This is a genomic window from Pseudomonas sp. GW821-FHT01D09 (assembly GCF_059422465.1).
In genome coordinates this window covers 1-23140 of sequence record NZ_JBWKWY010000042.1, presented here as the reverse complement: position 1 = coordinate 23140, position 23140 = coordinate 1, and the positions used below count along the sequence as shown (strand labels likewise).

At 60.8% G+C, this 23140-nt stretch carries 20 protein-coding genes; 14 read left to right on the top strand and 6 right to left on the bottom strand.

Annotated elements, in window-relative coordinates:
• Positions 1–68: 68 nt before the first annotated feature.
• The 13 genes from nuoC (at position 69) to AC07W7_RS24780 (ending at position 14736) form a co-directional block, all read left to right on the top strand.
• Positions 69–1853: an NADH-quinone oxidoreductase subunit C/D gene (nuoC, locus tag AC07W7_RS24840; protein WP_033896875.1), complete on the top strand. Its 1785-nt coding sequence runs from the start codon at positions 69–71 to the stop codon at positions 1851–1853.
• Between the two features lie 8 nt (positions 1854–1861).
• Positions 1862–2359 carry an NADH-quinone oxidoreductase subunit NuoE gene (gene nuoE, locus AC07W7_RS24835; RefSeq protein ID WP_029293358.1) on the top strand — a complete coding sequence of 166 codons (498 nt, stop codon included), beginning with the start codon at positions 1862–1864 and terminating at the stop codon, positions 2357–2359.
• Complete coding sequence (nuoF, locus tag AC07W7_RS24830; RefSeq protein WP_076963809.1) at positions 2356–3711, top strand: NADH-quinone oxidoreductase subunit NuoF; 1356 nt, start codon at positions 2356–2358, stop codon at positions 3709–3711. Before nuoE ends, nuoF begins: the two co-directional genes overlap by 4 nt.
• Positions 3712–3846: 135 nt before the next feature.
• Positions 3847–6561, top strand: coding sequence for an NADH-quinone oxidoreductase subunit NuoG (nuoG, locus tag AC07W7_RS24825; RefSeq protein ID WP_495040302.1), 2715 nt, complete (start codon positions 3847–3849; stop codon positions 6559–6561).
• A complete protein-coding gene (nuoH, locus tag AC07W7_RS24820) occupies positions 6558–7565 on the top strand; it encodes an NADH-quinone oxidoreductase subunit NuoH (protein ID WP_017737147.1) in 1008 nt (335 codons plus the stop codon). The genes nuoG and nuoH overlap by 4 nt, the downstream gene beginning before the upstream one ends.
• 11 nt (positions 7566–7576) lie before the next feature.
• The gene (gene nuoI, locus AC07W7_RS24815; RefSeq protein WP_014718911.1) at positions 7577–8125 is read left to right on the top strand and encodes an NADH-quinone oxidoreductase subunit NuoI; all 549 of its coding nucleotides are present in this window, start codon (positions 7577–7579) and stop codon (positions 8123–8125) included.
• Between the two features lie 9 nt (positions 8126–8134).
• A complete protein-coding gene (nuoJ, locus tag AC07W7_RS24810) occupies positions 8135–8638 on the top strand; it encodes an NADH-quinone oxidoreductase subunit J (protein WP_003219561.1) in 504 nt (167 codons plus the stop codon).
• Positions 8639–8640: 2 nt separating this feature from the next.
• Entirely contained in the window at positions 8641–8949 is a 309-nt protein-coding gene (gene nuoK / locus AC07W7_RS24805; RefSeq protein WP_003174727.1) for an NADH-quinone oxidoreductase subunit NuoK, read from the top strand.
• Positions 8946–10799 carry an NADH-quinone oxidoreductase subunit L gene (nuoL, locus tag AC07W7_RS24800; RefSeq protein ID WP_495040301.1) on the top strand — a complete coding sequence of 618 codons (1854 nt, stop codon included), beginning with the start codon at positions 8946–8948 and terminating at the stop codon, positions 10797–10799. Before nuoK ends, nuoL begins: the two co-directional genes overlap by 4 nt.
• A gap of 39 nt (positions 10800–10838) precedes the next feature.
• Entirely contained in the window at positions 10839–12371 is a 1533-nt protein-coding gene (gene nuoM, locus AC07W7_RS24795) for an NADH-quinone oxidoreductase subunit M (RefSeq protein ID WP_057445263.1), read from the top strand.
• A 7-nt stretch (positions 12372–12378) separates the two neighbouring features.
• Positions 12379–13842 (top strand): NADH-quinone oxidoreductase subunit NuoN, encoded by a 1464-nt coding sequence (nuoN, locus tag AC07W7_RS24790; RefSeq protein WP_029293335.1) that lies wholly within the window; start codon positions 12379–12381, stop codon positions 13840–13842.
• Between the two features lie 238 nt (positions 13843–14080).
• Positions 14081–14425 (top strand): type II toxin-antitoxin system RelE/ParE family toxin, encoded by a 345-nt coding sequence (locus tag AC07W7_RS24785; protein WP_076963860.1) that lies wholly within the window; start codon positions 14081–14083, stop codon positions 14423–14425.
• Positions 14422–14736 (top strand): helix-turn-helix domain-containing protein, encoded by a 315-nt coding sequence (locus AC07W7_RS24780; protein WP_076963806.1) that lies wholly within the window; start codon positions 14422–14424, stop codon positions 14734–14736. The genes AC07W7_RS24785 and AC07W7_RS24780 overlap by 4 nt, the downstream gene beginning before the upstream one ends.
• A gap of 86 nt (positions 14737–14822) precedes the next feature.
• Here the strand turns inward: AC07W7_RS24780 and AC07W7_RS24775 are convergent, their stop codons facing one another.
• The 6 genes from AC07W7_RS24775 to AC07W7_RS24750 form a co-directional block, all read right to left on the bottom strand.
• Complete coding sequence (locus AC07W7_RS24775; protein ID WP_169865107.1) at positions 14823–16565, bottom strand: ABC transporter substrate-binding protein; 1743 nt, start codon at positions 16563–16565, stop codon at positions 14823–14825.
• 75 nt (positions 16566–16640) lie between these two features.
• Positions 16641–16913 carry a DUF2160 domain-containing protein gene (locus tag AC07W7_RS24770; RefSeq protein WP_076965278.1) on the bottom strand — a complete coding sequence of 91 codons (273 nt, stop codon included), beginning with the start codon at positions 16911–16913 and terminating at the stop codon, positions 16641–16643.
• A gap of 10 nt (positions 16914–16923) precedes the next feature.
• Entirely contained in the window at positions 16924–17724 is an 801-nt protein-coding gene (locus AC07W7_RS24765) for a carbohydrate ABC transporter permease (protein WP_076965279.1), read from the bottom strand.
• 10 nt (positions 17725–17734) lie between these two features.
• The gene (locus tag AC07W7_RS24760) at positions 17735–18601 is read right to left on the bottom strand and encodes a carbohydrate ABC transporter permease (RefSeq protein WP_029293322.1); all 867 of its coding nucleotides are present in this window, start codon (positions 18599–18601) and stop codon (positions 17735–17737) included.
• Positions 18598–19695 (bottom strand): ABC transporter ATP-binding protein, encoded by a 1098-nt coding sequence (locus AC07W7_RS24755; RefSeq protein WP_076965280.1) that lies wholly within the window; start codon positions 19693–19695, stop codon positions 18598–18600. Before AC07W7_RS24755 ends, AC07W7_RS24760 begins: the two co-directional genes overlap by 4 nt.
• Complete coding sequence (locus AC07W7_RS24750; RefSeq protein WP_076965281.1) at positions 19695–20789, bottom strand: ABC transporter ATP-binding protein; 1095 nt, start codon at positions 20787–20789, stop codon at positions 19695–19697. The genes AC07W7_RS24755 and AC07W7_RS24750 overlap by 1 nt, the downstream gene beginning before the upstream one ends.
• Positions 20790–21117: 328 nt before the next feature.
• On the opposite strand from AC07W7_RS24750, the gene AC07W7_RS24745 reads away from it, so the two are divergent.
• Positions 21118–22938, top strand: coding sequence for a sigma-54-dependent Fis family transcriptional regulator (locus tag AC07W7_RS24745; RefSeq protein WP_495040300.1), 1821 nt, complete (start codon positions 21118–21120; stop codon positions 22936–22938).
• Positions 22939–23140 lie beyond the last annotated feature (202 nt).

The window sequence follows — 23140 nt, the reverse complement described above, 5'->3', positions numbered from 1 at the left end:
GCACGCTTCTTTCTATAGAACGAAAACCTGGCCTCATTCTTTACGTTGACCGAAAGCGATAAAAAACCATGACTACAGGCAGTGCTCTGTATATCCCGCCTTATAAGGCAGACGACCAGGATGTGGTCGTCGAACTCAATAACCGTTTTGGCCCTGACGCCTTCACCGCCCAGGCCACACGCACCGGTATGCCGGTGCTGTGGGTGGCGCGCGCCAAGCTCGTCGAAGTCCTGACCTTCCTGCGCAACCTGCCCAAGCCGTACGTCATGCTCTATGACCTGCATGGCGTGGACGAGCGTCTGCGCACCAAGCGCCAGGGGCTGCCGAGCGGCGCCGACTTCACCGTGTTCTATCACCTGATGTCGCTGGAACGTAACAGCGACGTGATGATCAAGGTCGCCCTCTCGGAAAGCGACCTGAGCATCCCGACCGTGACTGGTATCTGGCCGAACGCCAGCTGGTACGAGCGCGAAGTCTGGGACATGTTCGGGATCGACTTCCCGGGCCACCCGCACCTGACGCGCATCATGATGCCGCCGACCTGGGAAGGTCACCCGCTGCGCAAGGACTTCCCTGCCCGCGCCACCGAATTCGATCCGTTCAGCCTCAACCTGGCCAAGCAGCAGCTTGAAGAAGAAGCGGCGCGCTTCCGCCCGGAAGACTGGGGCATGAAGCGTTCCGGCACCAACGAGGACTACATGTTCCTCAACCTGGGCCCCAACCACCCCTCGGCCCACGGTGCCTTCCGTATCATCCTGCAACTGGACGGCGAAGAAATCGTCGACTGCGTACCGGACATCGGCTACCACCACCGTGGTGCCGAGAAGATGGCCGAGCGCCAGTCCTGGCACAGCTTCATCCCGTACACCGACCGTATCGACTACCTCGGCGGCGTGATGAACAACCTGCCGTACGTGCTCTCGGTCGAGAAGCTGGCCGGCATCAAGGTCCCGGACCGCGTCGACACCATCCGCATCATGATGGCCGAGTTCTTCCGTATCACCAGCCACCTGTTGTTCCTGGGTACCTATATCCAGGACGTCGGCGCCATGACCCCGGTGTTCTTCACCTTCACCGACCGTCAGCGTGCCTACAAGGTCATCGAAGCCATCACGGGCTTTCGCCTGCACCCGGCCTGGTACCGCATCGGCGGCGTGGCCCACGACCTGCCAAATGGCTGGGAACGCCTGGTCAAGGAATTCATCGACTGGATGCCCAAGCGTCTGGACGAGTACCAGAAAGCCGCCCTGGACAACAGCATCCTCAAGGGGCGGACCATTGGCGTCGCGCAGTACAACACCAAGGAAGCCCTGGAATGGGGCGTCACCGGTGCCGGCCTGCGTTCCACCGGTTGCGATTTCGACCTGCGCAAGGCGCGCCCGTACTCCGGCTACGAGAACTTCGAGTTTGAAGTCCCGCTGGCAGCCAATGGCGATGCCTACGACCGTTGCATCGTGCGCGTCGAAGAAATGCGCCAGAGCCTGAAGATCATCGAGCAGTGCATGCGCAACATGCCGGCAGGCCCGTACAAGGCGGATCACCCGCTGACCACGCCGCCGCCTAAAGAGCGCACCCTGCAGCACATCGAAACCCTGATCACGCACTTCCTGCAAGTCTCGTGGGGCCCGGTGATGCCGGCCAACGAGTCCTTCCAGATGATCGAAGCGACCAAGGGTATCAACAGTTATTACCTGACGAGCGATGGCGGCACCATGAGCTACCGCACCCGGATTCGTACCCCAAGCTTCGCGCACTTGCAGCAGATCCCTTCGGTGATCAAAGGCGAGATGGTCGCGGACTTGATTGCGTACCTGGGTAGTATCGATTTCGTTATGGCCGACGTGGACCGCTAAGCATGAGCATGAACAGCACGCTTATCCAGACAGACCGTTTCACCTTGAGTGAAACCGAGCGCTCGGCCATCGAGCACGAGCTGCATCACTACGAAGACCCGCGCGCGGCGTCGATCGAAGCCTTGAAGATCGTCCAGAAGGAACGTGGCTGGGTGCCCGACGGCGCCCTCTACGCCATCGGCGAGATTCTCGGCATCCCAGCCAGCGATGTGGAAGGCGTGGCCACGTTCTACAGCCAGATCTTCCGCCAGCCGGTCGGCCGCCACATCATTCGCGTGTGCGACAGCATGGTCTGCTACATCGGCGGCCACGAGTCGGTGGTCGACGCGATCCAGAGCAAGCTGGGCATTGGCCTGGGCCAGACCACTGCAGACGGGCGCTTCACACTGCTGCCGGTGTGCTGCCTGGGCAACTGCGACAAGGCGCCGGCGTTGATGATCGACGACGACACATTCGGCGACGTCCAGGCCTCTGGCGTCACCCAATTGCTCGAGGGCTACCCATGACCCTGACTTCCTTTGGTCCCGCCAACCTGATCAAGCGTTCGGCCGAGACTCACCCGCTGACCTGGCGCCTGCGCGACGACGGCGAGGCGGTATGGCTTGACGAGTACCAGGCCAAGAACGGTTACGCCGCCGCACGCAAAGCCTTTGCCGACATGGCCCAGGACGATATCGTCCAGACCGTGAAGGACGCCGGCCTTAAAGGCCGCGGTGGTGCAGGCTTCCCCACGGGGGTGAAGTGGGGCCTGATGCCCAAGGACGAATCCATCAACATCCGCTACCTGCTGTGCAACGCGGATGAAATGGAGCCCAACACCTGGAAAGACCGCATGCTGATGGAGCAACTGCCCCATCTGCTGATCGAAGGCATGCTGATCAGTGCCCGCGCACTGAAAACCTACCGTGGCTACATCTTCCTGCGGGGCGAATACACCACCGCCGCCAAGCACCTGAACCGTGCCGTGGCAGAAGCCAAGGCCGCCGGCCTGTTGGGCAAGAACATCCTCGGCTCGGGGTTCGACTTCGAGCTGTTCGTGCACACCGGTGCCGGGCGTTATATCTGCGGTGAAGAAACCGCCCTGATCAACTCCCTCGAAGGCCGCCGCGCCAACCCGCGCTCCAAGCCGCCCTTCCCTGCTGCCGTTGGCGTGTGGGGCAAGCCGACGTGCGTGAACAACGTCGAGACCCTGTGCAACGTGCCGGCGATCATCGCCGACGGCGTGGACTGGTACAAATCCCTGGCCCGCGAAGGCAGCGAAGACATGGGCACCAAGCTCATGGGCTTCTCCGGCAAGGTCAAGAACCCCGGCCTGTGGGAACTGCCCTTCGGCGTGACCGCCCGCGAGCTGTTCGAGGACTACGCCGGCGGCATGCGCGATGGCTACACCCTCAAGGCCTGGCAGCCAGGCGGCGCCGGCACCGGTTTCCTGCTGCCCGAGCACCTCGACGCACAGATGTATGCCGGCGGCATCGGCAAGGTGGGCACCCGGATGGGGACCGGCCTGGCGATGGCGGTGGACAACACCGTGAACATGGTCTCGCTGCTGCGCAACATGGAGCAGTTCTTCGCCCGCGAATCCTGTGGTTTCTGCACCCCGTGCCGCGATGGCCTGCCATGGAGCGTCAAGCTCCTGATGGCGATCGAGAACGGCGAAGGCCAGCCGGGGGATATCGAGACCCTGCTGGGCCTGGTGGGTTTCCTCGGCCCGGGCAAGACCTTCTGTGCTCACGCACCGGGCGCCGTGGAGCCACTGGGCAGTGCAATCAAGTACTTCCGCTCGGAGTTCGAAGCCGGCATCGCGCCCAAAAGCGCCGCCGTCCCGCCTCTGGCAAAGCCGATCGTAGTCGGCGCGTAACGCTTCAATAGGCGAAGGGTCCGTGCCCTTCGCCTTGTCATGTGCTGACGCCGTGAAGGCTGTGTTGATGCACATGAATAACAAGATTCCATTAGCCACGCCCGCTGACAACGGGCCAACGAAGAACTTTGAACCATGGCCACTATCCACGTAGACGGCAAAGCGCTCGAAGTCGATGGGGCAGACAACCTGTTACAGGCGTGTCTGTCACTAGGCCTCGACATCCCTTATTTCTGCTGGCACCCCGCGCTTGGTAGCGTCGGTGCCTGTCGCCAGTGTGCGGTCAAGCAGTACACCGACGAAAACGACACCCGTGGTCGTATCGTCATGTCCTGCATGACGCCGGCCACCGACAACACCTGGATTTCCATCGACGATGATGAATCCAAGGCGTTCCGCGCCAGCGTTGTCGAATGGCTGATGACCAACCACCCCCACGACTGCCCGGTCTGTGAGGAAGGCGGTCACTGCCACCTGCAAGACATGACGGTGATGACCGGCCACAACGAGCGCCGTTATCGCTTCACCAAGCGCACCCACCAGAACCAGCAACTGGGCCCGTTCATTTCCCACGAGATGAACCGCTGCATCGCCTGCTATCGCTGCGTACGCTTCTATAAAGACTACGCCGGCGGCACCGACCTGGGCGTATTCGGCGCCCACGACAACGTGTACTTCGGTCGCGTTGAAGACGGCGTTCTGGAAAGCGAGTTCTCCGGCAACCTCACCGAGGTCTGCCCGACCGGCGTGTTCACCGACAAGACCCACTCCGAGCGCTACAACCGCAAGTGGGACATGCAGTTCTCGCCGAGCATCTGCCATGGCTGCTCCAGCGGGTGCAACATCTCCCCGGGCGAGCGCTACGGCGAACTGCGTCGCATCGAAAACCGCTTCAACGGTTCGGTCAACCAGTACTTCCTGTGCGACCGTGGCCGCTTCGGCTATGGCTACGTCAACCGCGAAGACCGTCCGCGCCAGCCATTGCTGGCCGATGGCGCCAAGCTGAGCCTGGACGCGGCACTGGATAAAGCCGCCGACCTGCTGCGCGGGCGCAACATCGTCGGTATCGGTTCGCCACGCGCCAGCCTCGAAAGCAACTACGCGTTGCGCGAGCTGGTGGGGGCCGAGCACTTCTACAGTGGTATCGAAGCCGCTGAGCTGGAGCGCATCCGCCTGGTCCTCCAGGTGCTGAACGACAGCCCGCTGCCAGTGCCAAACATGCGCGACATCGAAGACCACGACGCAATCTTCGTACTCGGTGAAGACCTGACCCAGACCGCCGCGCGTATCGCCCTGTCGCTGCGCCAGTCGGTCAAAGGCAAGGCCGAAGAAATGGCCGACGCCATGCGCGTGCAACCTTGGCTCGACGCCGCGGTGAAAAACATCGGCCAGCACGCGCTGAACCCGCTGTTTATCGCCAGCCTCGCTGAAACCAAGCTCGATGATATCGCCGAAGAATGCGTGCACGCCGCGCCCGACGACCTGGCGCGCATCGGTTTCGCCGTGGCCCACGCCCTCGACGCCAGCGCCCCTGCCGTCGAAGGCCTGGACGCAGAAGCCGCAGCCCTGGCCCAACGCATCGCCGACGCCCTGCTGGCGGCCAAGCGTCCACTGATCATTGCCGGCACCTCGTTGGGTTCCAAGGCGCTGATCGAGGCCGCCGCCAACATCGCCAAGGCCCTGAAGCTGCGCGAGAAGAACGGCTCCATCAGCCTGGTCGTGCCGGAAGCCAACAGCCTTGGCCTGGCCATGCTCGGTGGCGAGTCCCTGGACAACGCCCTGCAAGCGGTGATCGACGGCAATGCCGACGCCATCGTGGTGCTGGAAAACGACCTGTACACCCGCACCGATGCGGGCAAGGTCGATGCTGCGCTGAGTGCTGCCAAAGTACTGATCGTCGCCGATCACCAGAAGACCGCGACCAGCGACCGTGCCCACTTGGTGCTGCCAGCCGCAAGCTTCGCCGAAGGCGACGGGACCCTGGTCAGCCAGGAAGGCCGCGCCCAGCGCTTCTTCCAGGTGTTCGATCCGAAGTACATGGACGCCAGTATCCTGGTTCACGAAGGCTGGCGCTGGCTGCATGCCCTGCGCGCAACCCTGCTGAACCAGCCGATCGACTGGACCCAGCTCGACCACGTCACCACAGCCGTCGCCGCGAGCGCCCCGCAACTGGCGCGTATCGTCGATGCCGCACCGTCCGCCGCGTTCCGTATCAAGGGCATGAAACTGGCCCGTGAGCCGCTGCGTTATTCCGGGCGTACCGCCATGCGCGCTGATATCAGCGTGCACGAACCGCGTACCCCGCAAGACAACGACACCGCGTTCGCCTTCTCCATGGAAGGTTACTCGGGTTCGGTCGAGCCGCGTCAGCAGGTGCCGTTTGCCTGGTCGCCGGGCTGGAACTCGCCGCAGGCCTGGAACAAGTTCCAGGACGAAGTCGGTGGGCATATCCGCGCTGGCGACCCGGGCACCCGCCTGATCGAAAGCAGCGGTGATTCGCTGAACTGGTTCACCGCCGTACCGCGTCCGTTCAACCCGGCCCAGGGCACCTGGCAGGTTGTGCCGTTCTTCCACCTGTTCGGCAGCGAAGAGACCTCTTCCAAGGCCGCGCCGGTACAAGAGCGCATTCCACAAGCCTACGTGTCCGTGGCCAAGTCCGAAGCCGATCGCCTGGGTGTCAACGACGGTGCCCTGCTCAGCCTGAACGTGGCCGGCCAGACCCTGCGTCTGCCGCTGCGCATCAACGATGAGCTGGGTGCTGGCCTGGTTGCACTGCCAAAAGGCCTCGCCGGGATTCCGCCTGCGATCTTTGGCCAAACCGTTGACGGTCTGCAGGAGGCAGCGCAATGACCTGGTTCACCCCTGAAGTGATCGACGTGATCATCTCGGTCGTCAAGGCCATCGTGATCCTGTTGGCCGTGGTCGTCGCGGGCGCCCTGCTCAGCTTCGTCGAACGTCGCCTGCTGGGCTGGTGGCAGGACCGTTACGGTCCGAACCGCGTTGGCCCATTTGGTATGTTCCAGATCGCTGCCGACATGCTGAAAATGTTCTTCAAGGAAGACTGGACCCCGCCGTTTGCCGACAAGGTGATCTTCACCCTGGCACCGGTCGTGGCCATGAGCGCCTTGCTGATCGCCTTCGCGATCATCCCGATCACCCCGACCTGGGGCGTGGCGGACCTGAACATCGGCTTGCTGTTCTTCTTCGCCATGGCCGGTTTGTCGGTCTACGCGGTGCTGTTCGCCGGCTGGGCCAGTAACAACAAGTTCGCCCTGCTGGGCAGCTTGCGGGCCTCGGCCCAGACTGTGTCCTACGAAGTGTTCATGGGCCTGGCGCTGATGGGCATCGTGGTGCAGGTGGGCTCATTCAACATGCGCGACATCGTCGAGTACCAGGCGCAGAACCTGTGGTTCATCATTCCGCAGTTCTTCGGCTTCTGTACCTTCTTCATTGCTGGCGTGGCCGTGACTCACCGTCACCCCTTCGACCAGCCGGAAGCGGAGCAGGAACTGGCCGACGGTTACCACATCGAATACGCCGGCATGAAATGGGGCATGTTCTTCGTCGGTGAGTACATCGGCATCATCTTGATCTCGGCCCTGCTGGTCACGCTGTTCTTCGGCGGCTGGCACGGTCCGTTCGGTATCCTGCCGCAGTTGGCGTTCTTCTGGTTCTTCCTCAAGACCGCGTTCTTCATCATGTTGTTTATCCTGCTGCGCGCTTCCATTCCGCGTCCACGATACGACCAGGTGATGGATTTCAGCTGGCGCTTCTGCCTGCCGCTGACCCTGATCAATTTGCTGGTGACTGCTGCCGTTGTGTTGTTGAACACGCCAGCGGGCGCGGTTCAGTGAGGATTTGACCCATGTTCAAATATATTGGCGACATCGTTAAGGGTACCGGTACCCAGTTGCGAAGCCTGGTGATGGTGTTCGGTCACGGCTTTCGCAAACGCGACACCCTGCAATACCCGGAAGAAGCGGTGTACCTGCCGCCGCGCTATCGCGGCCGCATCGTACTGACCCGCGACCCCGACGGCGAAGAGCGTTGCGTAGCCTGCAACCTGTGCGCCGTGGCGTGCCCGGTGGGTTGCATCTCCCTGCAGAAAGCTGAAACCGAAGACGGTCGCTGGTACCCGGACTTCTTCCGCATCAACTTCTCGCGCTGCATTTTCTGCGGCCTCTGCGAGGAAGCTTGCCCGACCACCGCGATCCAGCTGACACCGGATTTCGAGATGGCCGAGTTCAAACGTCAGGACCTGGTGTACGAGAAAGAAGATCTTTTGATCGCAGGTACCGGTAAAAACCCTGATTACAACTTCTATCGTGTTGCAGGTATGGCCGTTGCCGGTAAGCCGAAAGGCGCCGCACAAAACGAAGCCGAGCCGATCAACGTGAAGAGCTTGCTGCCTTAAGGAAGAAAGATGGAATTCGCTTTCTATTTCGCATCGGGTATTGCAGTGGTGTCCACGCTTCGCGTGATCACCAACACCAACCCCGTGCACGCCCTGCTCTACCTGATCATTTCGCTGATCGCCGTGGCCATGACCTTTTTCAGCCTCGGCGCACCGTTTGCCGGTGTCCTGGAAGTGATCGCCTACGCTGGCGCCATCATGGTGCTGTTCGTGTTTGTGGTGATGATGCTCAACCTGGGGCCGGCTTCGGTCGCCCAGGAGCGCGTCTGGCTCAAGCCCGGCATCTGGCTTGGCCCAGTGATCCTGGCAGCGCTGCTGCTGGGTGAACTGCTGTATGTGCTGTTCGCTCACCAGAGCGGCCAGGCCATCGGCCACACCACCGTAGACGCCAAGGCCGTGGGCATCAGCCTGTTCGGCCCGTACCTGCTGGTGGTCGAACTGGCTTCGATGCTGCTGCTCGCCGCAGCCATCACGGCCTTCCACTTGGGCCGCAACGAAGCCAAGGAGCAATGACGATGCCTGCTATCCCTTTGGAGCATGGTCTGGCGGTCGCCGGCATCCTGTTCTGCCTTGGCCTGGTCGGCCTGATGGTTCGCCGTAACATTCTGTTCGTGTTGATGAGCCTGGAAATCATGATGAACGCTGCGGCACTGGCCTTCATCGTGGCGGGTGCGCGTTGGGGCCAGCCGGATGGGCAAGTGATGTTCATCCTGGTGATCAGCCTGGCAGCCGCCGAGGCCAGTATTGGCCTGGCGATCCTGCTGCAACTGTATCGTCGCTTCCACACGCTTGATATCGACGCTGCCAGTGAGATGCGCGGATGAACATGATCTTTCTGACTTTCGTATTCCCCCTGATCGGTTTCCTGCTGCTGTCGTTCTCCCGTGGACGCTGGTCGGAAAACCTCTCGGCCCTGGTCGGCGTGGGTTCCATTGGCCTGTCGGCGATTGTCGCCGCCTACGTCATCTGGCAATTCAACGTTGCACCACCCGAAGCCGGTCACTACACCCTGGTGCTGTGGCAGTGGATGGCGGTCGAAGGCTTCAAGCCTGACTTCGCCCTCTACGTCGACGGCCTGTCGATCACCATGCTCGGCGTGGTGGTGGGCGTGGGTTTCCTGATCCACCTGTTCGCGTCCTGGTACATGCGTGGCGAGGCCGGTTACTCGCGCTTCTTTGCCTACACCAACCTGTTTATCGCCAGCATGCTGTTCCTGGTGCTGGGCGATAACCTGTTGTTCCTGTACTTCGGCTGGGAAGGCGTGGGCCTGTGCTCGTACCTGTTGATCGGTTTCTACTACAGCAACCGCAACAACGGTAACGCGGCCCTCAAGGCCTTTGTCGTGACCCGGATCGGCGACGTGTTCATGGCCATCGGCCTGTTCATCCTGTTCCAACAGCTGGGCACGCTGAATATCCAGGAACTGCTGGTGCTGGCACCGCAGAAGTTCCAGGTCGGCGACTTCTGGATCACCCTGGCGACCCTGATGCTGCTGGGCGGCGCTGTCGGTAAATCGGCACAACTGCCACTGCAAACCTGGCTGGCAGACGCCATGGCCGGTCCTACCCCGGTGTCGGCACTGATCCACGCCGCCACCATGGTGACCGCCGGTGTCTACCTGATCGCCCGTACCCACGGCCTGTTCACCCTGGCGCCGGAAATCCTGCACCTGGTGGGCCTGGTGGGCGGCGTGACCCTGGTGCTGGCCGGCTTTGCCGCGCTGGTGCAGACCGACATCAAGCGCATCCTCGCCTACTCGACCATGAGCCAGATCGGCTACATGTTCCTGGCCCTGGGCGTCGGTGCCTGGGACGGCGCAATCTTCCACCTGATGACCCACGCCTTCTTCAAGGCCCTGCTGTTCCTGGCGTCCGGTGCGGTGATCGTTGCCTGCCACCACGAGCAGAACATCTTCAAGATGGGCGGCCTGTGGAAGAAACTGCCGTTGGCCTACGCCAGCTTCATCGTCGGCGGCGCGGCGCTTGCAGCCCTGCCACTGGTGACCGCAGGTTTCTACTCCAAGGACGAAATCCTCTGGGAAGCCTTTGCCAGCGGTAACCAAGGCCTGCTGTACGCCGGTCTGGTGGGTGCGTTCATGACCTCGCTGTACACCTTCCGCCTGATCTTCATCACGTTCCACGGTGAAGCCAAGACCGAAGCCCACGCAGGCCACGGCATTTCTCACTGGCTGCCGCTGTCGGTGCTGATCATCCTGTCGACCTTCGTCGGCGCCATGATCACCCCGCCACTGGCTGGCGTACTGCCACAAAGCGTCGGGCATGCCGGCGGCGATGCCAAGCACAGCCTGGAAATCGCCTCGGGCGCCATCGCCATCGCCGGGATCCTGCTGGCGGCCCTGTTGTTCCTCGGCAAGCGTCGCTTCGTCACCGCCGTGGCCAACAGTGGCATTGGCCGCTTCCTTTCGGCCTGGTGGTTCGCTGCCTGGGGCTTCGACTGGATCTACGACAAACTGTTCGTCAAGCCTTACCTTGCGATCAGCCATGTACTGCGCAAAGACCCGCTCGACCAAACCATCGGTTTGATCCCGCGTGCCGCCAAGGCTGGCCACACCGCCCTGAGCCGCACCGAGACCGGCCAATTGCGTTGGTATGCAGCTTCCATGGCGGCTGGTGCCGTGCTGGTGATCGGCGCCATCGTAGTGGTAGCGGTCTGATATGAACTTTGCGAACTTGCGAAAGGAAACGAGCCCGTCATGATTCTGCCCTGGCTAATCCTGATCCCCTTTATCGGCGGCCTGCTCTGCTGGATGGGCGAGCGCTTCGGCGCTACCCTGCCCCGCTGGATTGCGTTGCTGACCATGTCCCTGGAACTCGCACTCGGCCTCTGGCTGTGGGCCCATGGCGACTATTCATTTGCTCCGGCACCGGGTGTCGATCCAACCTTCGCGCTTGAGTTCAAGCACGTCTGGATCGAACGCTTCGGCATCAATGTGCACCTGGCCCTCGACGGCCTGTCGCTGTTGATGATCCTGCTGACCGGCCTGCTGGGTATCCTCTCGGTACTCTGCTCCTGGAAAGAAATCGAGCGTCACGTGGGTTTCTTCCACCTGAACCTGATGTGGATCCTGGGCGGCGTAGTCGGCGTGTTCCTCGCCCTCGACCTGTTCATGTTCTTCTTCTTCTGGGAAATGATGCTGGTGCCGATGTACTTCCTCATCGCGCTCTGGGGTCACAGCTCTTCGGACGGCAAGAAAACCCGGATCTACGCGGCGACCAAGTTCTTCATCTTCACCCAGGCTTCCGGCCTGATCATGTTGGTGGCGATCCTGGGCCTGGTCCTGGTCAACTTCAACAACACCGGCGTGATTACCTTCAACTACGCCGACCTGTTGAAAACCAAGATGTCGATGACCACCGAGTACATCCTCATGCTCGGTTTCTTCATCGCCTTCGCGGTGAAACTGCCGGTGGTGCCGTTCCACTCCTGGTTGCCTGACGCTCACGCCCAGGCGCCCACCGCAGGTTCCGTGGACCTGGCCGGTATCCTGTTGAAGACGGCGGCCTACGGCCTGCTGCGTTTTGCCCTGCCGCTGTTCCCGAATGCTTCGGCCGAGTTTGCGCCGATCGCCATGACCCTGGGCCTGATCGGGATCTTCTACGGTGCATTCCTGGCCTTCGCGCAAACCGACATTAAGCGTCTGATTGCCTTCTCGTCCGTTTCCCACATGGGTTTCGTACTGATCGGCATCTACTCCGGCAGCCAACTGGCGTTGCAAGGCGCAGTGATCCAGATGCTGGCCCACGGTGTTTCAGCCGCCGCACTGTTTATCCTCAGTGGCCAACTGTACGAGCGCCTGCACACCCGTGACATGCGTGAAATGGGCGGCATCTGGTCGCGTATCGCCTACCTGCCGGCAATCAGCCTGTTCTTTGCCGCTGCGTCCCTGGGCTTGCCGGGTACCGGCAACTTCGTCGGTGAGTTCCTGATCCTGATGGGCAGCTTCGTCAGTGCGCCATGGATCACCGCGATTGCCACCTCCGGCCTGGTGTTCGGTTCGGTCTACTCGCTGATCATGATCCACCGCGCCTACTTCGGCCCGACCAAGTCGGACGCCGTCCTCAAAGGGATGGATGCTCGCGAACTGATCATGGTGCTCGGCCTTGCGGCATTGCTGGTGTATATCGGCGTGTATCCGCAACCGTTCCTCGACACCTCTGCCGCCACGATGCATGGCGTGCAGCAGTGGTTGAGCACCGCCTTCACTCAACTCGCTTCGGCCCGGTAAGAGCGCTATGGAATTCACGATCCAACACTTTATCGCGCTTGCGCCGCTGCTGATTACCAGCCTCACCATTGTGGTGGTGATGCTGGCAATCGCCTGGCGCCGCAATCACTCACAGACGTTCCTGCTGTCCACCGCAGGCCTGAACCTGGCCCTGCTGTCGATTATCCCGGCACTCAAGGTTGCCCCGCTGGCGGTGACCCCGCTGGTGATGATCGATGACTTCGCGCTGCTGTACACCGCGTTGATCCTCGTGGCGACACTGGCCTGCGTCACCCTCGCCCATGCCTACCTCGGCGAAGGCGGCACCGGCTACCCGGGCAACCGCGAAGAGCTGTACCTGCTGATCCTACTGGCGGCGGCCGGCGGTATCGTGCTGGTCAGCGCGCAGCACCTGGCCGGCTTGTTCATCGGCCTGGAACTGCTGTCGATCCCGACCTACGGCCTGGTGGCCTACGCCTTCTTCAACAAGCGCTCCCTGGAAGCCGGCATCAAGTACATGGTGCTGTCGGCTGCAGGTTCCGCGTTCCTGTTGTTCGGTATGGCCCTGCTCTACGCCGAAGCCGGCAGCCTGAGCTTCAGCGGTATCGGCCACGCCCTGGCCACCACCAGCATGCCTGCGCCAATCGCCCAACTGGGCCTGGCCATGATGCTGATCGGCCTGGCGTTCAAGCTGTCGCTGGTACCGTTCCACCTGTGGACCCCAGACGTGTACGAAGGCGCCCCGGCGCCGGTAGCCGCGTTCCTGGCTACTGCGTCGAAGGTTGCAGTGTTTGCGGTGATGGTGCGTCTGTTCCAGATCTCCCCGGCCGCCAACACCGGTGTGCTGAGCGACGTGCTGACCGTGATCGCCATTGCGTCGATCCTGTTCGGCAACCTGCTGGCCCTGACCCAGAACAACCTCAAGCGTCTGCTGGGTTACTCGTCCATCGCCCACTTCGGCTACCTGCTGATCGCCCTGGTGGCGAGTAAGGGCCTGGCGGTGGAAGCGATTGGCGTGTACCTGGTCACCTACGTGATCACCAGCCTCGGCGCGTTCGGCGTGATCACCCTGATGTCCTCGCCTTATAAAGGCCGTGACGCCGACGCCCTGTACGAATACCGCGGCCTGTTCTGGCGCCGTCCGTACCTGACCGCCGTACTGACCGTGATGATGCTGTCCCTGGCTGGTATCCCGCTGACCGCAGGCTTTATCGGCAAGTTCTACATCGTCGCGACCGGTGTCGAAGCCCACGAATGGTGGCTGGTGGCATCCCTGGTACTGGGCAGCGCCATCGGCGTGTTCTACTACCTGCGCGTGATGGTCACCCTGTACCTGATCGAGCCAAACCTGCGCCGTGTGGACGCCGAGCTGCACTGGGAACAGAAAGCCGGTGGCGTGATGCTGCTGGCCATTGCCCTGCTGGCGTTCTTCCTGGGTGTCTACCCACAACCGTTGCTCACCCTGGTGCAGCATGCGGTGATGGCGGGTTGATTACCTAGCAGCCAGCAGTAAACAGAACGGCACCTGAGGGTGCCGTTTTGCGTTTCTGGCAAAGGTTAAAGTTCCCTGCCCGGCTCAAGGAATGTTCCTTACGAAAATGCCTCTGTGTCTGGCATCTATCTGCCTGAGCCACTCGTATGGTGTATGCGCTTTAGGAAGAATCCCACGTCATGGTCACTTGACCCTTGGCAGAGGGGCCACCAAACTATACGCAGGCTACGTACAGAACATGGATGCTCTATTTATTGAACTGCCGCCCTTTGAGCGGTACCGCAAGGACTACCTGACTGACGAACTGTTTCACGGCTTTCAGCAAGAACTCATGAAGAACCCCGAAGCGGGGGCCGTGATGGAAGGGACCGGTGGGTTACGCAAGCTGCGCTTCGTCGATGAACGACGAAACAAAGGCAAGCGGGGTGGATTACGAGTCATCTATTACTGGTGGTCGGGCGGCACTCAATTTTGGCTGTTCACGCTGTACGGCAAGCACGAGCAGAGCGACTTGAGCCCACAACACAAACACGCCCTCAAGCACATGCTGGACAGGGAAATCAAAGCGAGAGGATTCACATGAAACGTGACATTTTTTCCGAACTGGTCGAAGGCTTCGATGCATTGGCCAACGAGCGCCAAGGCAAGGTCACACTCCGGACTCATACCGTGCAGCAAAACAAACTGGCCCTTCTCACCGCTGAAGACGTCATTGCAGTACGACAACAGCTCAATCTTTCCCGTGCTGTATTTGCCATGTATCTACGCACCAATACACGCACCCTGGAAAACTGGGAGCAAGGCCGAGCACGACCCAATGCCCAGGCCGCCACACTGATTCGGCTGGTATCAAAATTTCCGGATACAGTGGAACGATTGGCACTGCTAAGCTGATCGCATGCCTTAAAGGCTGCTGAAGCGGTCTTTTACACTGCAACAAAAACGGCACCTCACGGTGCCGTTGTGCTATCCGCCCTCCCTCACTTACGCGCCGCCTCCCACGACTTGAGCAAGTCCGCATAGTTCACGGTTTCACCCTTGGGCTTCTCGTTCGCCAATTTCGGCTTGGGCGCACCCGGCTGGTCGAACCAGTACTGGGCATCGCGCTCGGGGTTCATCTTCGGCCCGCAGATCGGTTGCACCTTGGAGCGCTCCAGGCGCGTCATGATCGCGTCCTGGTCCTTGGCCAGGCCATCCAGCGCCTGTTGTGGGGTTTTCTCGCCACTGGCGGCTTCCGAGATATGGCTCCACCACAATTGGGCCAGGCGTGGATAGTCCGGCACGTTGGTGCCGGTCGGCGTCCATTGCACCCGCGCCGGGCTGCGATAAAACTCCACCAGGCCGCCAAGTTTCGGTGCCAGGTCGGTCATGGCCTGGGAGTTGATGTCCGATTCGCGGATCGGCGTCAGGCCGACAATGGTTTTTTTCAAGGACACGGTTTTCGAGGTGACGAACTGCGCATAGAGCCAGGCCGCCAGTTTCTGTTTCTCTGGCGTGGATTTGAGGAAGGTCCAGGAGCCCACGTCCTGATACCCCAGCTTCATACCCTCCTCCCAATACGGACCGCGTGGTGACGGGGCCATGCGCCATTTCGGCGTGCCATCGGCGTTCATCACCGGCAAGCCCGGCTTGGTCATATCGGCGGTAAAGGCGGTGTACCAGAAAATCTGCTGCGCGATATTACCCTGGGACGGCACCGGCCCGGACTCGGAGAAGGTCATGCCCGCCGCTTCCGGTGGCGCATAGGCGCGCATCCAGTCGACATACTTCTGTGTGGCAAACACTGCGGCCGGGCCATTGGTGTCGCCGCCACGGGTCACGCTGGAACCCACCGGGTGGCAGTCCTCGACCCGGATCCCCCACTCGTCCACTGGCAAGCCGTTGGGCAGGCCCTTATCGCCGCCACCGGCCATGGAGAACCAGGCATCGGTAAAGCGCCAGCCCAGGGACGGATCCTTCTTGCCATAGTCCATATGGCCATACACGCGCTTGCCGTCGATTTCCTTGACGTCTTCGCTGAAGAACTTGGCGATATCCTCATAGGCCGACCAGTTCACCGGCACGCCCAGCTCATAGCCGTACTTTTCCTTGAACTTGGCCTTCAGATCGGCCCGCTCGAACCAGTCGGCACGGAACCAGTACAGGTTGGCGAATTGCTGGTCGGGCAACTGATAGATCTTGCCGTCCGGCGCAGTGGTAAAGGAGATGCCAATAAAGTCCTTGAGGTCCAGGGTCGGCGAGGTGAAGTCCTTGCCTTCATTGGCCATCAGGTCGGTAATCGATTCGGTCTTGCCATAGCGAAAGTGCGTACCGATCAGGTCGGAATCGTTGACCCAGCCGTCATAGATATTTTTGTCCGACTGCATCTGGGTCTGCAGCTTCTCCACCACGTCGCCTTCCTGCAGCAGGTCGTGGGTCAGCTTGATCCCGGTGATTTCACTGAAGGCCTTGGCCAGCACCTTGGATTCGTACTCGTGGGTGGTGAGGGTTTCTGACACCACATTGATCTTCATCCCACGAAACGGCTCGGCGGCCTTGATAAACCACTTCAGTTCTTCAAGCTGCTGGGCCTGCGTCAGGGTGGACGGTTTGAACTCGCTGCCGATCCACTTCTTCGCGGCATCTTCATAGGCATCGGCCCAGGCCGCAGCACTCAAACCGCTGAGGGCCAAGACGGCGGCCAATGAAATGCTATGTCGCAGCTTATTGTTTTTATCGAACATAGAGACCTCCTGGTTGATTTCAAACGGGTCCGACAGATGCCCCGCCTCGCTCCTACAAGGGAACAGGCCATCGCATCAGCCCCAACGCATCACAGACAACAGCCACACCACAGACAGCGCGGACGCCACCCAGATGCTCCAGCCGGTTACGCCAATCACCAGCAGATGCAGGTAGGCGCTCCCGAGAAGACCGATAAACAAGCGATCACCACGGGTGGTGCTGATCGGTAACAAGCCGCGCCGGGGAATGCTCGGCGAGCGCAGTTCCCACGTGGTCATGCCCGCCAGCAACAGGGCAATCGCCACAAAGAACAGGGCAGTCGGGGTGGTCCAGGCCATCCATTCCATCATCGATTCCTCAGACCCGGCCCAGGGCAAAGCCCTTGGCCACATGGTTGCGAACAAACCAGATCACCAGCATGCCCGGCAGGATAGTCAGTACCCCGGCGGCCGCCAGCACCCCCCAGTCAATCCCGGACGCTGACACGGTGCGGGTCATCACGGCAGCAATCGGCTTGGCATTGACGGACGTCAGGGTGCGCGCCAGCAGCAGTTCGACCCAGGAAAACATAAAGCAGAAAAACGCGGTGACACCAATCCCCGAGCCAATCAGCGGGATAAAGATCTTCACGAAAAACTTCGGAAAGCTATAGCCGTCGATGTAGGCCGTTTCGTCGATCTCCTTGGGCACCCCCGACATAAAGCCTTCCAGGATCCACACCGCCAGCGGCACGTTGAACAGGCAGTGGGCCAGGGCCACGGCGATATGCGTATCGAACAGGCCAATGGACGAATACAACTGGAAAAACGGCAATAGAAACACCGCCGGCGGCGCCATGCGGTTGGTCAGCAACCAGAAGAACAGGTGCTTGTCGCCCAGGAAGCGATAGCGCGAAAACGCGTAGGCCGCTGGCAGCGCCACCGTCAGGGAAATCACGGTGTTCAGGCTCACGTAATACAGTGAGTTGAGATAGCCGGTGTACCAACTGGGGTCGGTGAAGATCACCTTGTAGTTGGCCAGGGTGAATTCCTGCGGAAACAGCGTCAGGCCGCCGAGGATTTCGGTGTTGCTCTTGAAGGACATGTTCAGCAGCCAGTAGATCGGCACCAGCAGGAACAGGATGTAGATCAACAGCGGAATGACCTTGCGCTTGCTCATGTTGGCGGCCTCAGCGGTTGGCGTCGGAGTGGGTCATGGCGGTGTAGAACAGCCAGGACACCAACAGGATGATCAGGAAATACACCAGGGAAAACGCCGCCGCCGGGCCCAGGTCGAATTGACCGACAGCCATCTGGGTCAGGGTCTGACTGAGAAAGGTCGTCGCATTCCCCGGCCCACCGCCGGTCAGTACAAAAGGCTCGGTATAGATCATGAAACTGTCCATGAAGCGCAGCATCACCGCGATCAGCAGCACGCTCTTCATCTTCGGCAACTGGATATGTCGGAATACTGCCCAGGCCGACGCACGATCAATCCGCGCGGCCTGGTAGTACACATCCGGTATGGCCCGCAGCCCCGAGTAGCACAGCAGCGCCACCAGGGAGGTCCAGTGCCACACGTCCATCACTAACACCGTGACCCAGGCGTCCATGGTGTTGGCGGCATAGTTGTAGTTGATGCCCATGGCATTCAGGCTCGAGCCCAGCAGGCCGATATCGGCACGGCCGAAGATCTGCCAGATGGTGCCGACCACGTTCCACGGGATCAGCAGCGGGATGGCCATCACAATCAGCACCAGGGACGACCAGCGCCCCTTGGTGGGCATGGTCAAGGCAATGGCAATGCCCAGCGGGATCTCGATCAGCAACACACACGCGGAATAGATGAACTGGCGCAACAGCGAGTCATGCAGGCGCGGGTCCAGCAACACCTGCTTGTACCAGTCGGCCCCGACGAAATAGCGGCTGGACTGGTCGAAAATGTCCTGCACCGAGTAATTGACCACGGTCATCATCGGGATCACCGCGCTGAACGCCACCAGCAGGAACACCGGCAGCACCAGCCACCAGGCCTTGTTGTTCTGCACCTTGTTCATGGCCGCGCCTCCAGCAGGTAATCGTCGGCATACACCATCAGCCATTGCGCCGGAAAGCTGATCGACACCCGGCCTTCGGGCACTGGTTTGTCTTCGGCCAGGCGTACTTTCAACGGCGCGCCGTCGAGGTTGAGGGTCAGGATTTTGTAGGTGCCGAGGTCTTCGATATGTATGACGTCGGCCTGCAACGCGTCAGGAGTGGACTCGTCCCACACATGAATAAACTCGGGACGAATACCGACCTGGAGTTTCTTGTAGTTCTTTTCCGCGATCTGCCGTTGCTGCACCTCGGACAACGCCAGATGTGTCCCGGCAAACCGCACCCCACCGGCATCGGCCTGCACCTCAATCAGATTCATCCCAGGGCTGCCGATGAAATAGCCGACAAAGGTATGGCTGGGACGCTCGAACAACTCCCGCGGCGTGCCGAACTGCACAATCTGCCCGCCGTACATCACCGCGATCTTGTCGGCAAAGGTCGAGGCCTCCAACTGATCGTGGGTGACGTAGACCATGGTGATATTGAACTGCTCGTGGATTTGCTTGAGCTTGCGCCGCAGTTTCCACTTCAGGTGCGGGTCGATCACCGTCAGCGGCTCGTCGAACAGGATCGCCGATACGTCATCGCGTACCAGCCCACGGCCCATCGAGACCTTTTGCTTTTCATCGGCGCTGAGGTTGCGGGCTTTTTTGCCCAGCAGGTTCTGCAGGTCGAGCACCTCGGCAATTTCCTGCACCTTGCTGTGCACTTTCGCCTCGGCCATGCCCTGGTTGCGCAGGGGGAATGCCAGGTTATCGAACACGCTCATGGTGTCGTAGACCACCGGGAACTGGAACACCTGGGCGATATTGCGTTTTTCCGGGGTCAGGTCATTCACCACCTTACTGTCGAACAGCACCTGGCCTTCCGAAGGGCTAAGCAGGCCGGAGATGATGTTGAGCAAGGTCGACTTGCCGCAGCCCGAGGGACCGAGCAAGGCGTAGGCGCCGCCCTGCTCCCAGATGTGGTTCATTTCGCGAATGGCGTAGTCTTCAGGCCCCACAGGTGTAGGGCTGTAGCTATGCGCCAGGTTCTGCAAATGGATCTCGGCCATCAGGCAACCCTCGCGACACGGCGCCCGGGGGCCTGGAGCAAACGGCCCTGGCCATCGAACACAAACAGTTTATGGGTTGGTATGTAGATCCTGATCGGCGCATCCACGTCGTATTCGTGTACCCCAGGCAAGTGCAACACCAGCAAAAAATGCTCGCTGCGCACATGCAGGAAGGTTTCCGAGCCGCTGATCTCCGCCACTTCCACGGTCACTGCCAGTTCCAGGTCATCGTCGTTGCTGGGCACCAGGCTGATATGGCTGGGACGCACGCCAAAGCGGAACTCGCCCTCGCCAATCGGCCGCAGGTCCACGTTCAACGGGAAGTGCACATCGTTGGCGAAGCTCACTTCATTGCCGCTGATGCGCCCCGGCATCAGGTTGATCGGCGGCTCGGAAAACAGCTCGGCCGCCAATACCGTCTGCGGTTGGTGATAGACCTCGGCGGCCCTGCCGCTCTGGATCACCCGGCCTTCGTGGAGGATGGTCGTAGTGCCGCCCAGCGCCAGGGCCTCGTTAGGCTCGGTGGTGGCGTAGATGGCAATGGTGTTGCGGGCCTTGAACAGCTCGCGCATTTCCTGACGCAGCTCTTCGCGCAGTTTGTAGTCCAGGTTGACCAGGGGTTCGTCGAACAGAATCAGCTCGGCATCCTTGACCAGCGCCCGGGCCATGGCCGTGCGTTGCTGCTGGCCACCGGACAGCTCCAGGGGATGACGTTGCAGGAACTTGTCGATGCGCAACATCTGCGCGGTTTCCAGCACCTTGCTGTGGATCAGTTCGTTGGAGGCCCCGGCCTGGCGCAGCGGCGAGGCGATATTCTCGAACACGGTCATGGTCGGGTAGTTGATGAACTGCTGGTACACCATCGACACATTGCGCAAGCGCACCGGCTTGTGGGTAACGTCGACGCCGTTCATCAGGATGCGCCCGTGGTCCGGCTTGTCCAGGCCGGCCATCAGGCGCATCAGACTGGTCTTGCCGGACAACGTGCGCCCTAGCAGGACATTGAAGGAACCGGCTTCAAAGCGCAGGTTGGCGTCATCGATCCAGGTCTGGCCTTCGACAACGCGGGTCACATGTTCCAGGGTCAATGACATGACACGCCCTTTTTCTTATTGGAATTGTTCTTCCAGGGGCAGAGCGAGTTTCGTGCCAATAACAAAAAATATTTATTTACCAAAGGCTTAGGCAGAACTGCTGCTCGGTACTGAACAGAAATGAACATTCACAACTGAACAATTGAACAACCGCCGGGTTGACAATGAACAGTTCTGAACAACACTAAGTAAGCCCAGTAAAACCGTTCAACCTGTGGGAGCTGGCTTGCCTGCGATAGCGATCTCACGGACGCCATCGCAGGCAAGCCAGCTCCCACAAGGTGAGCGGTGCACGGTTCATAACAACAATAAAAAGAAGGTCACCACCATGGCCGCAGCAGCCCCGCTTTTGCCCCACGACACCATCATCCAGGACTCCTGGCGCCGCTGCCGTGCCTTTGGCCTGGATCACCAAAGCACCCCCAGTTTCGACCAACTGCCCGCCGAGGGCATCAGCCAACTGCTGGAGAGCCAGCATGCACTGGTCCAGACCACCCACCAGGAAGTGCTGCCCTATTACGAGAACATCCTAAGCAATTCCAACTGCCTGATCATGCTGGCCGACAACCAGGGCCAGGTCCTGACGTCCTGGGGCACCCAGCGCTTTATCGAACCCAAGCTCGCCCGTGGCTTCAGCGCCGGGGCCAGTTGGATGGAGCGCGCCACCGGCACCAACGCCATCGGCACCGCGCTGGCCTGCGCCCAGGCGGTGCATATCGAGCATGACGAGCATTTCCTCAAGGCCAACCGTTTCATGACCGGTTCGGCCGCGCCGATCTTTGATGCCAAGCGCGAAATCATTGCGGTGCTGGATGTGTCCAGCGACAGCTACCTACCGCCCTCCCACACCCTGGGCATGGTCAAGATGATGAGCCAGACCGTGGAAAACCGGCTGATCCTCAACCTGTTTGGCGGCGAACACTTCCAACTGACCTTCAATACCGGCCTGAACAACCTCGACAGCCAATGGGCCGGCCTGCTGATCTTCGATGAAAGCGGCCAGGTGCTGTCGGCCAACTGCCGCGCCGACAACCTGCTGGGCATCAGCCTGTCGCGGGTAATGATCGACAGCCTGTTCAAGGTCTCGCTGCTGGAGCTGCTCAACCAGCCCGAAGGCCTACCCTTCGCCCTACAAGCTGCCGGGCGCAATCGTTTCCAGTGCCTGCTCAAACGCCCCAAGCAGGTGCCGGTGCAGGCCAGGGTCTTTAGCCCTCCGGCCCCCGCGGCCATTGGCCTCAAGACCCTGCATTTTGGCGACAGCCGCGTGGAAAAGGCTGTGCGCCAGGCCGAACGCCTGCTGGAAAAAGACATCCCGCTACTGATCCACGGCGAAACCGGGGTGGGCAAGGAAGTTTTCGTCAAAGCCCTGCACCAGGCCAGTTCCCGCAGCCAGCAAGCATTTATCGCCGTCAACTGTGCGGCGATTCCGGCGGAGCTGGTGGAATCGGAGTTGTTTGGCTACGAAAAAGGCGCATTTACCGGTGCCAATCAAAAAGGCAGCATCGGCCTGATCCGCAAGGCGGACAAAGGCACGCTGTTTCTCGATGAAATCGGCGACATGCCCCTGCCCACTCAGGCCCGGCTGCTGCGGGTACTGCAAGAGCGTTGCGTGCAACCGGTGGGTAGCAGCGAATTGTTCCCGGTGGACCTGCGGATTATCTCGGCCACCAACCGCTCGCTGCGCGAACAGGTGCAGATCGGACGGTTTCGTGAGGATTTGTACTACCGCATCGGCGGCCTGACCCTGGAACTGCCGCCCCTGCGCGAACGCAGTGACAAGCAGGCGCTGTTCAAGCAACTGTGGCAACAGCACCGCGAACCCACGCAATGGGCCGGGCTCAGTTCCGACGTCCTGGCGTTATTCGAGCAACACCCCTGGCCGGGCAACCTGCGCCAGGTCAGCAGCGTGATCCAGGTAGCGCTGGCCATGGCCGAAGACCAACCGATCCGCCCGGAACACCTGCCGGATGACTTTTTTGTCGACCTGGGGCAAGCCGTACCCAGTGCGCCGGTGGTGATGGGCGATCTGGAGGATATCCAGGGCCTTAAGCAACGGTTGGCGGCGGTCGGCGGCAATATCTCCCATTTGGCTCGGGAGCTGGGGGTTAGCCGTAATACGTTGTACAAGCGATTACGTGCCGCTCCATAGCCGTAAATCTTGTATTTGCCTTTAGGACCGCTCGCCAATTGAGGTGGCCTTAAACGGAAGTCCAACCGGGAAATTTTTCCCTGCGCGTAAGCCCATTCTGATTTAACGGCCCACACCTCTAACCGCCCTTTTCCTGCGGCATTCTCCGACGCCTTTCTTTTGCAGAGACGTCATGGATGCCAGCCCCTGCCCCTGATTCATC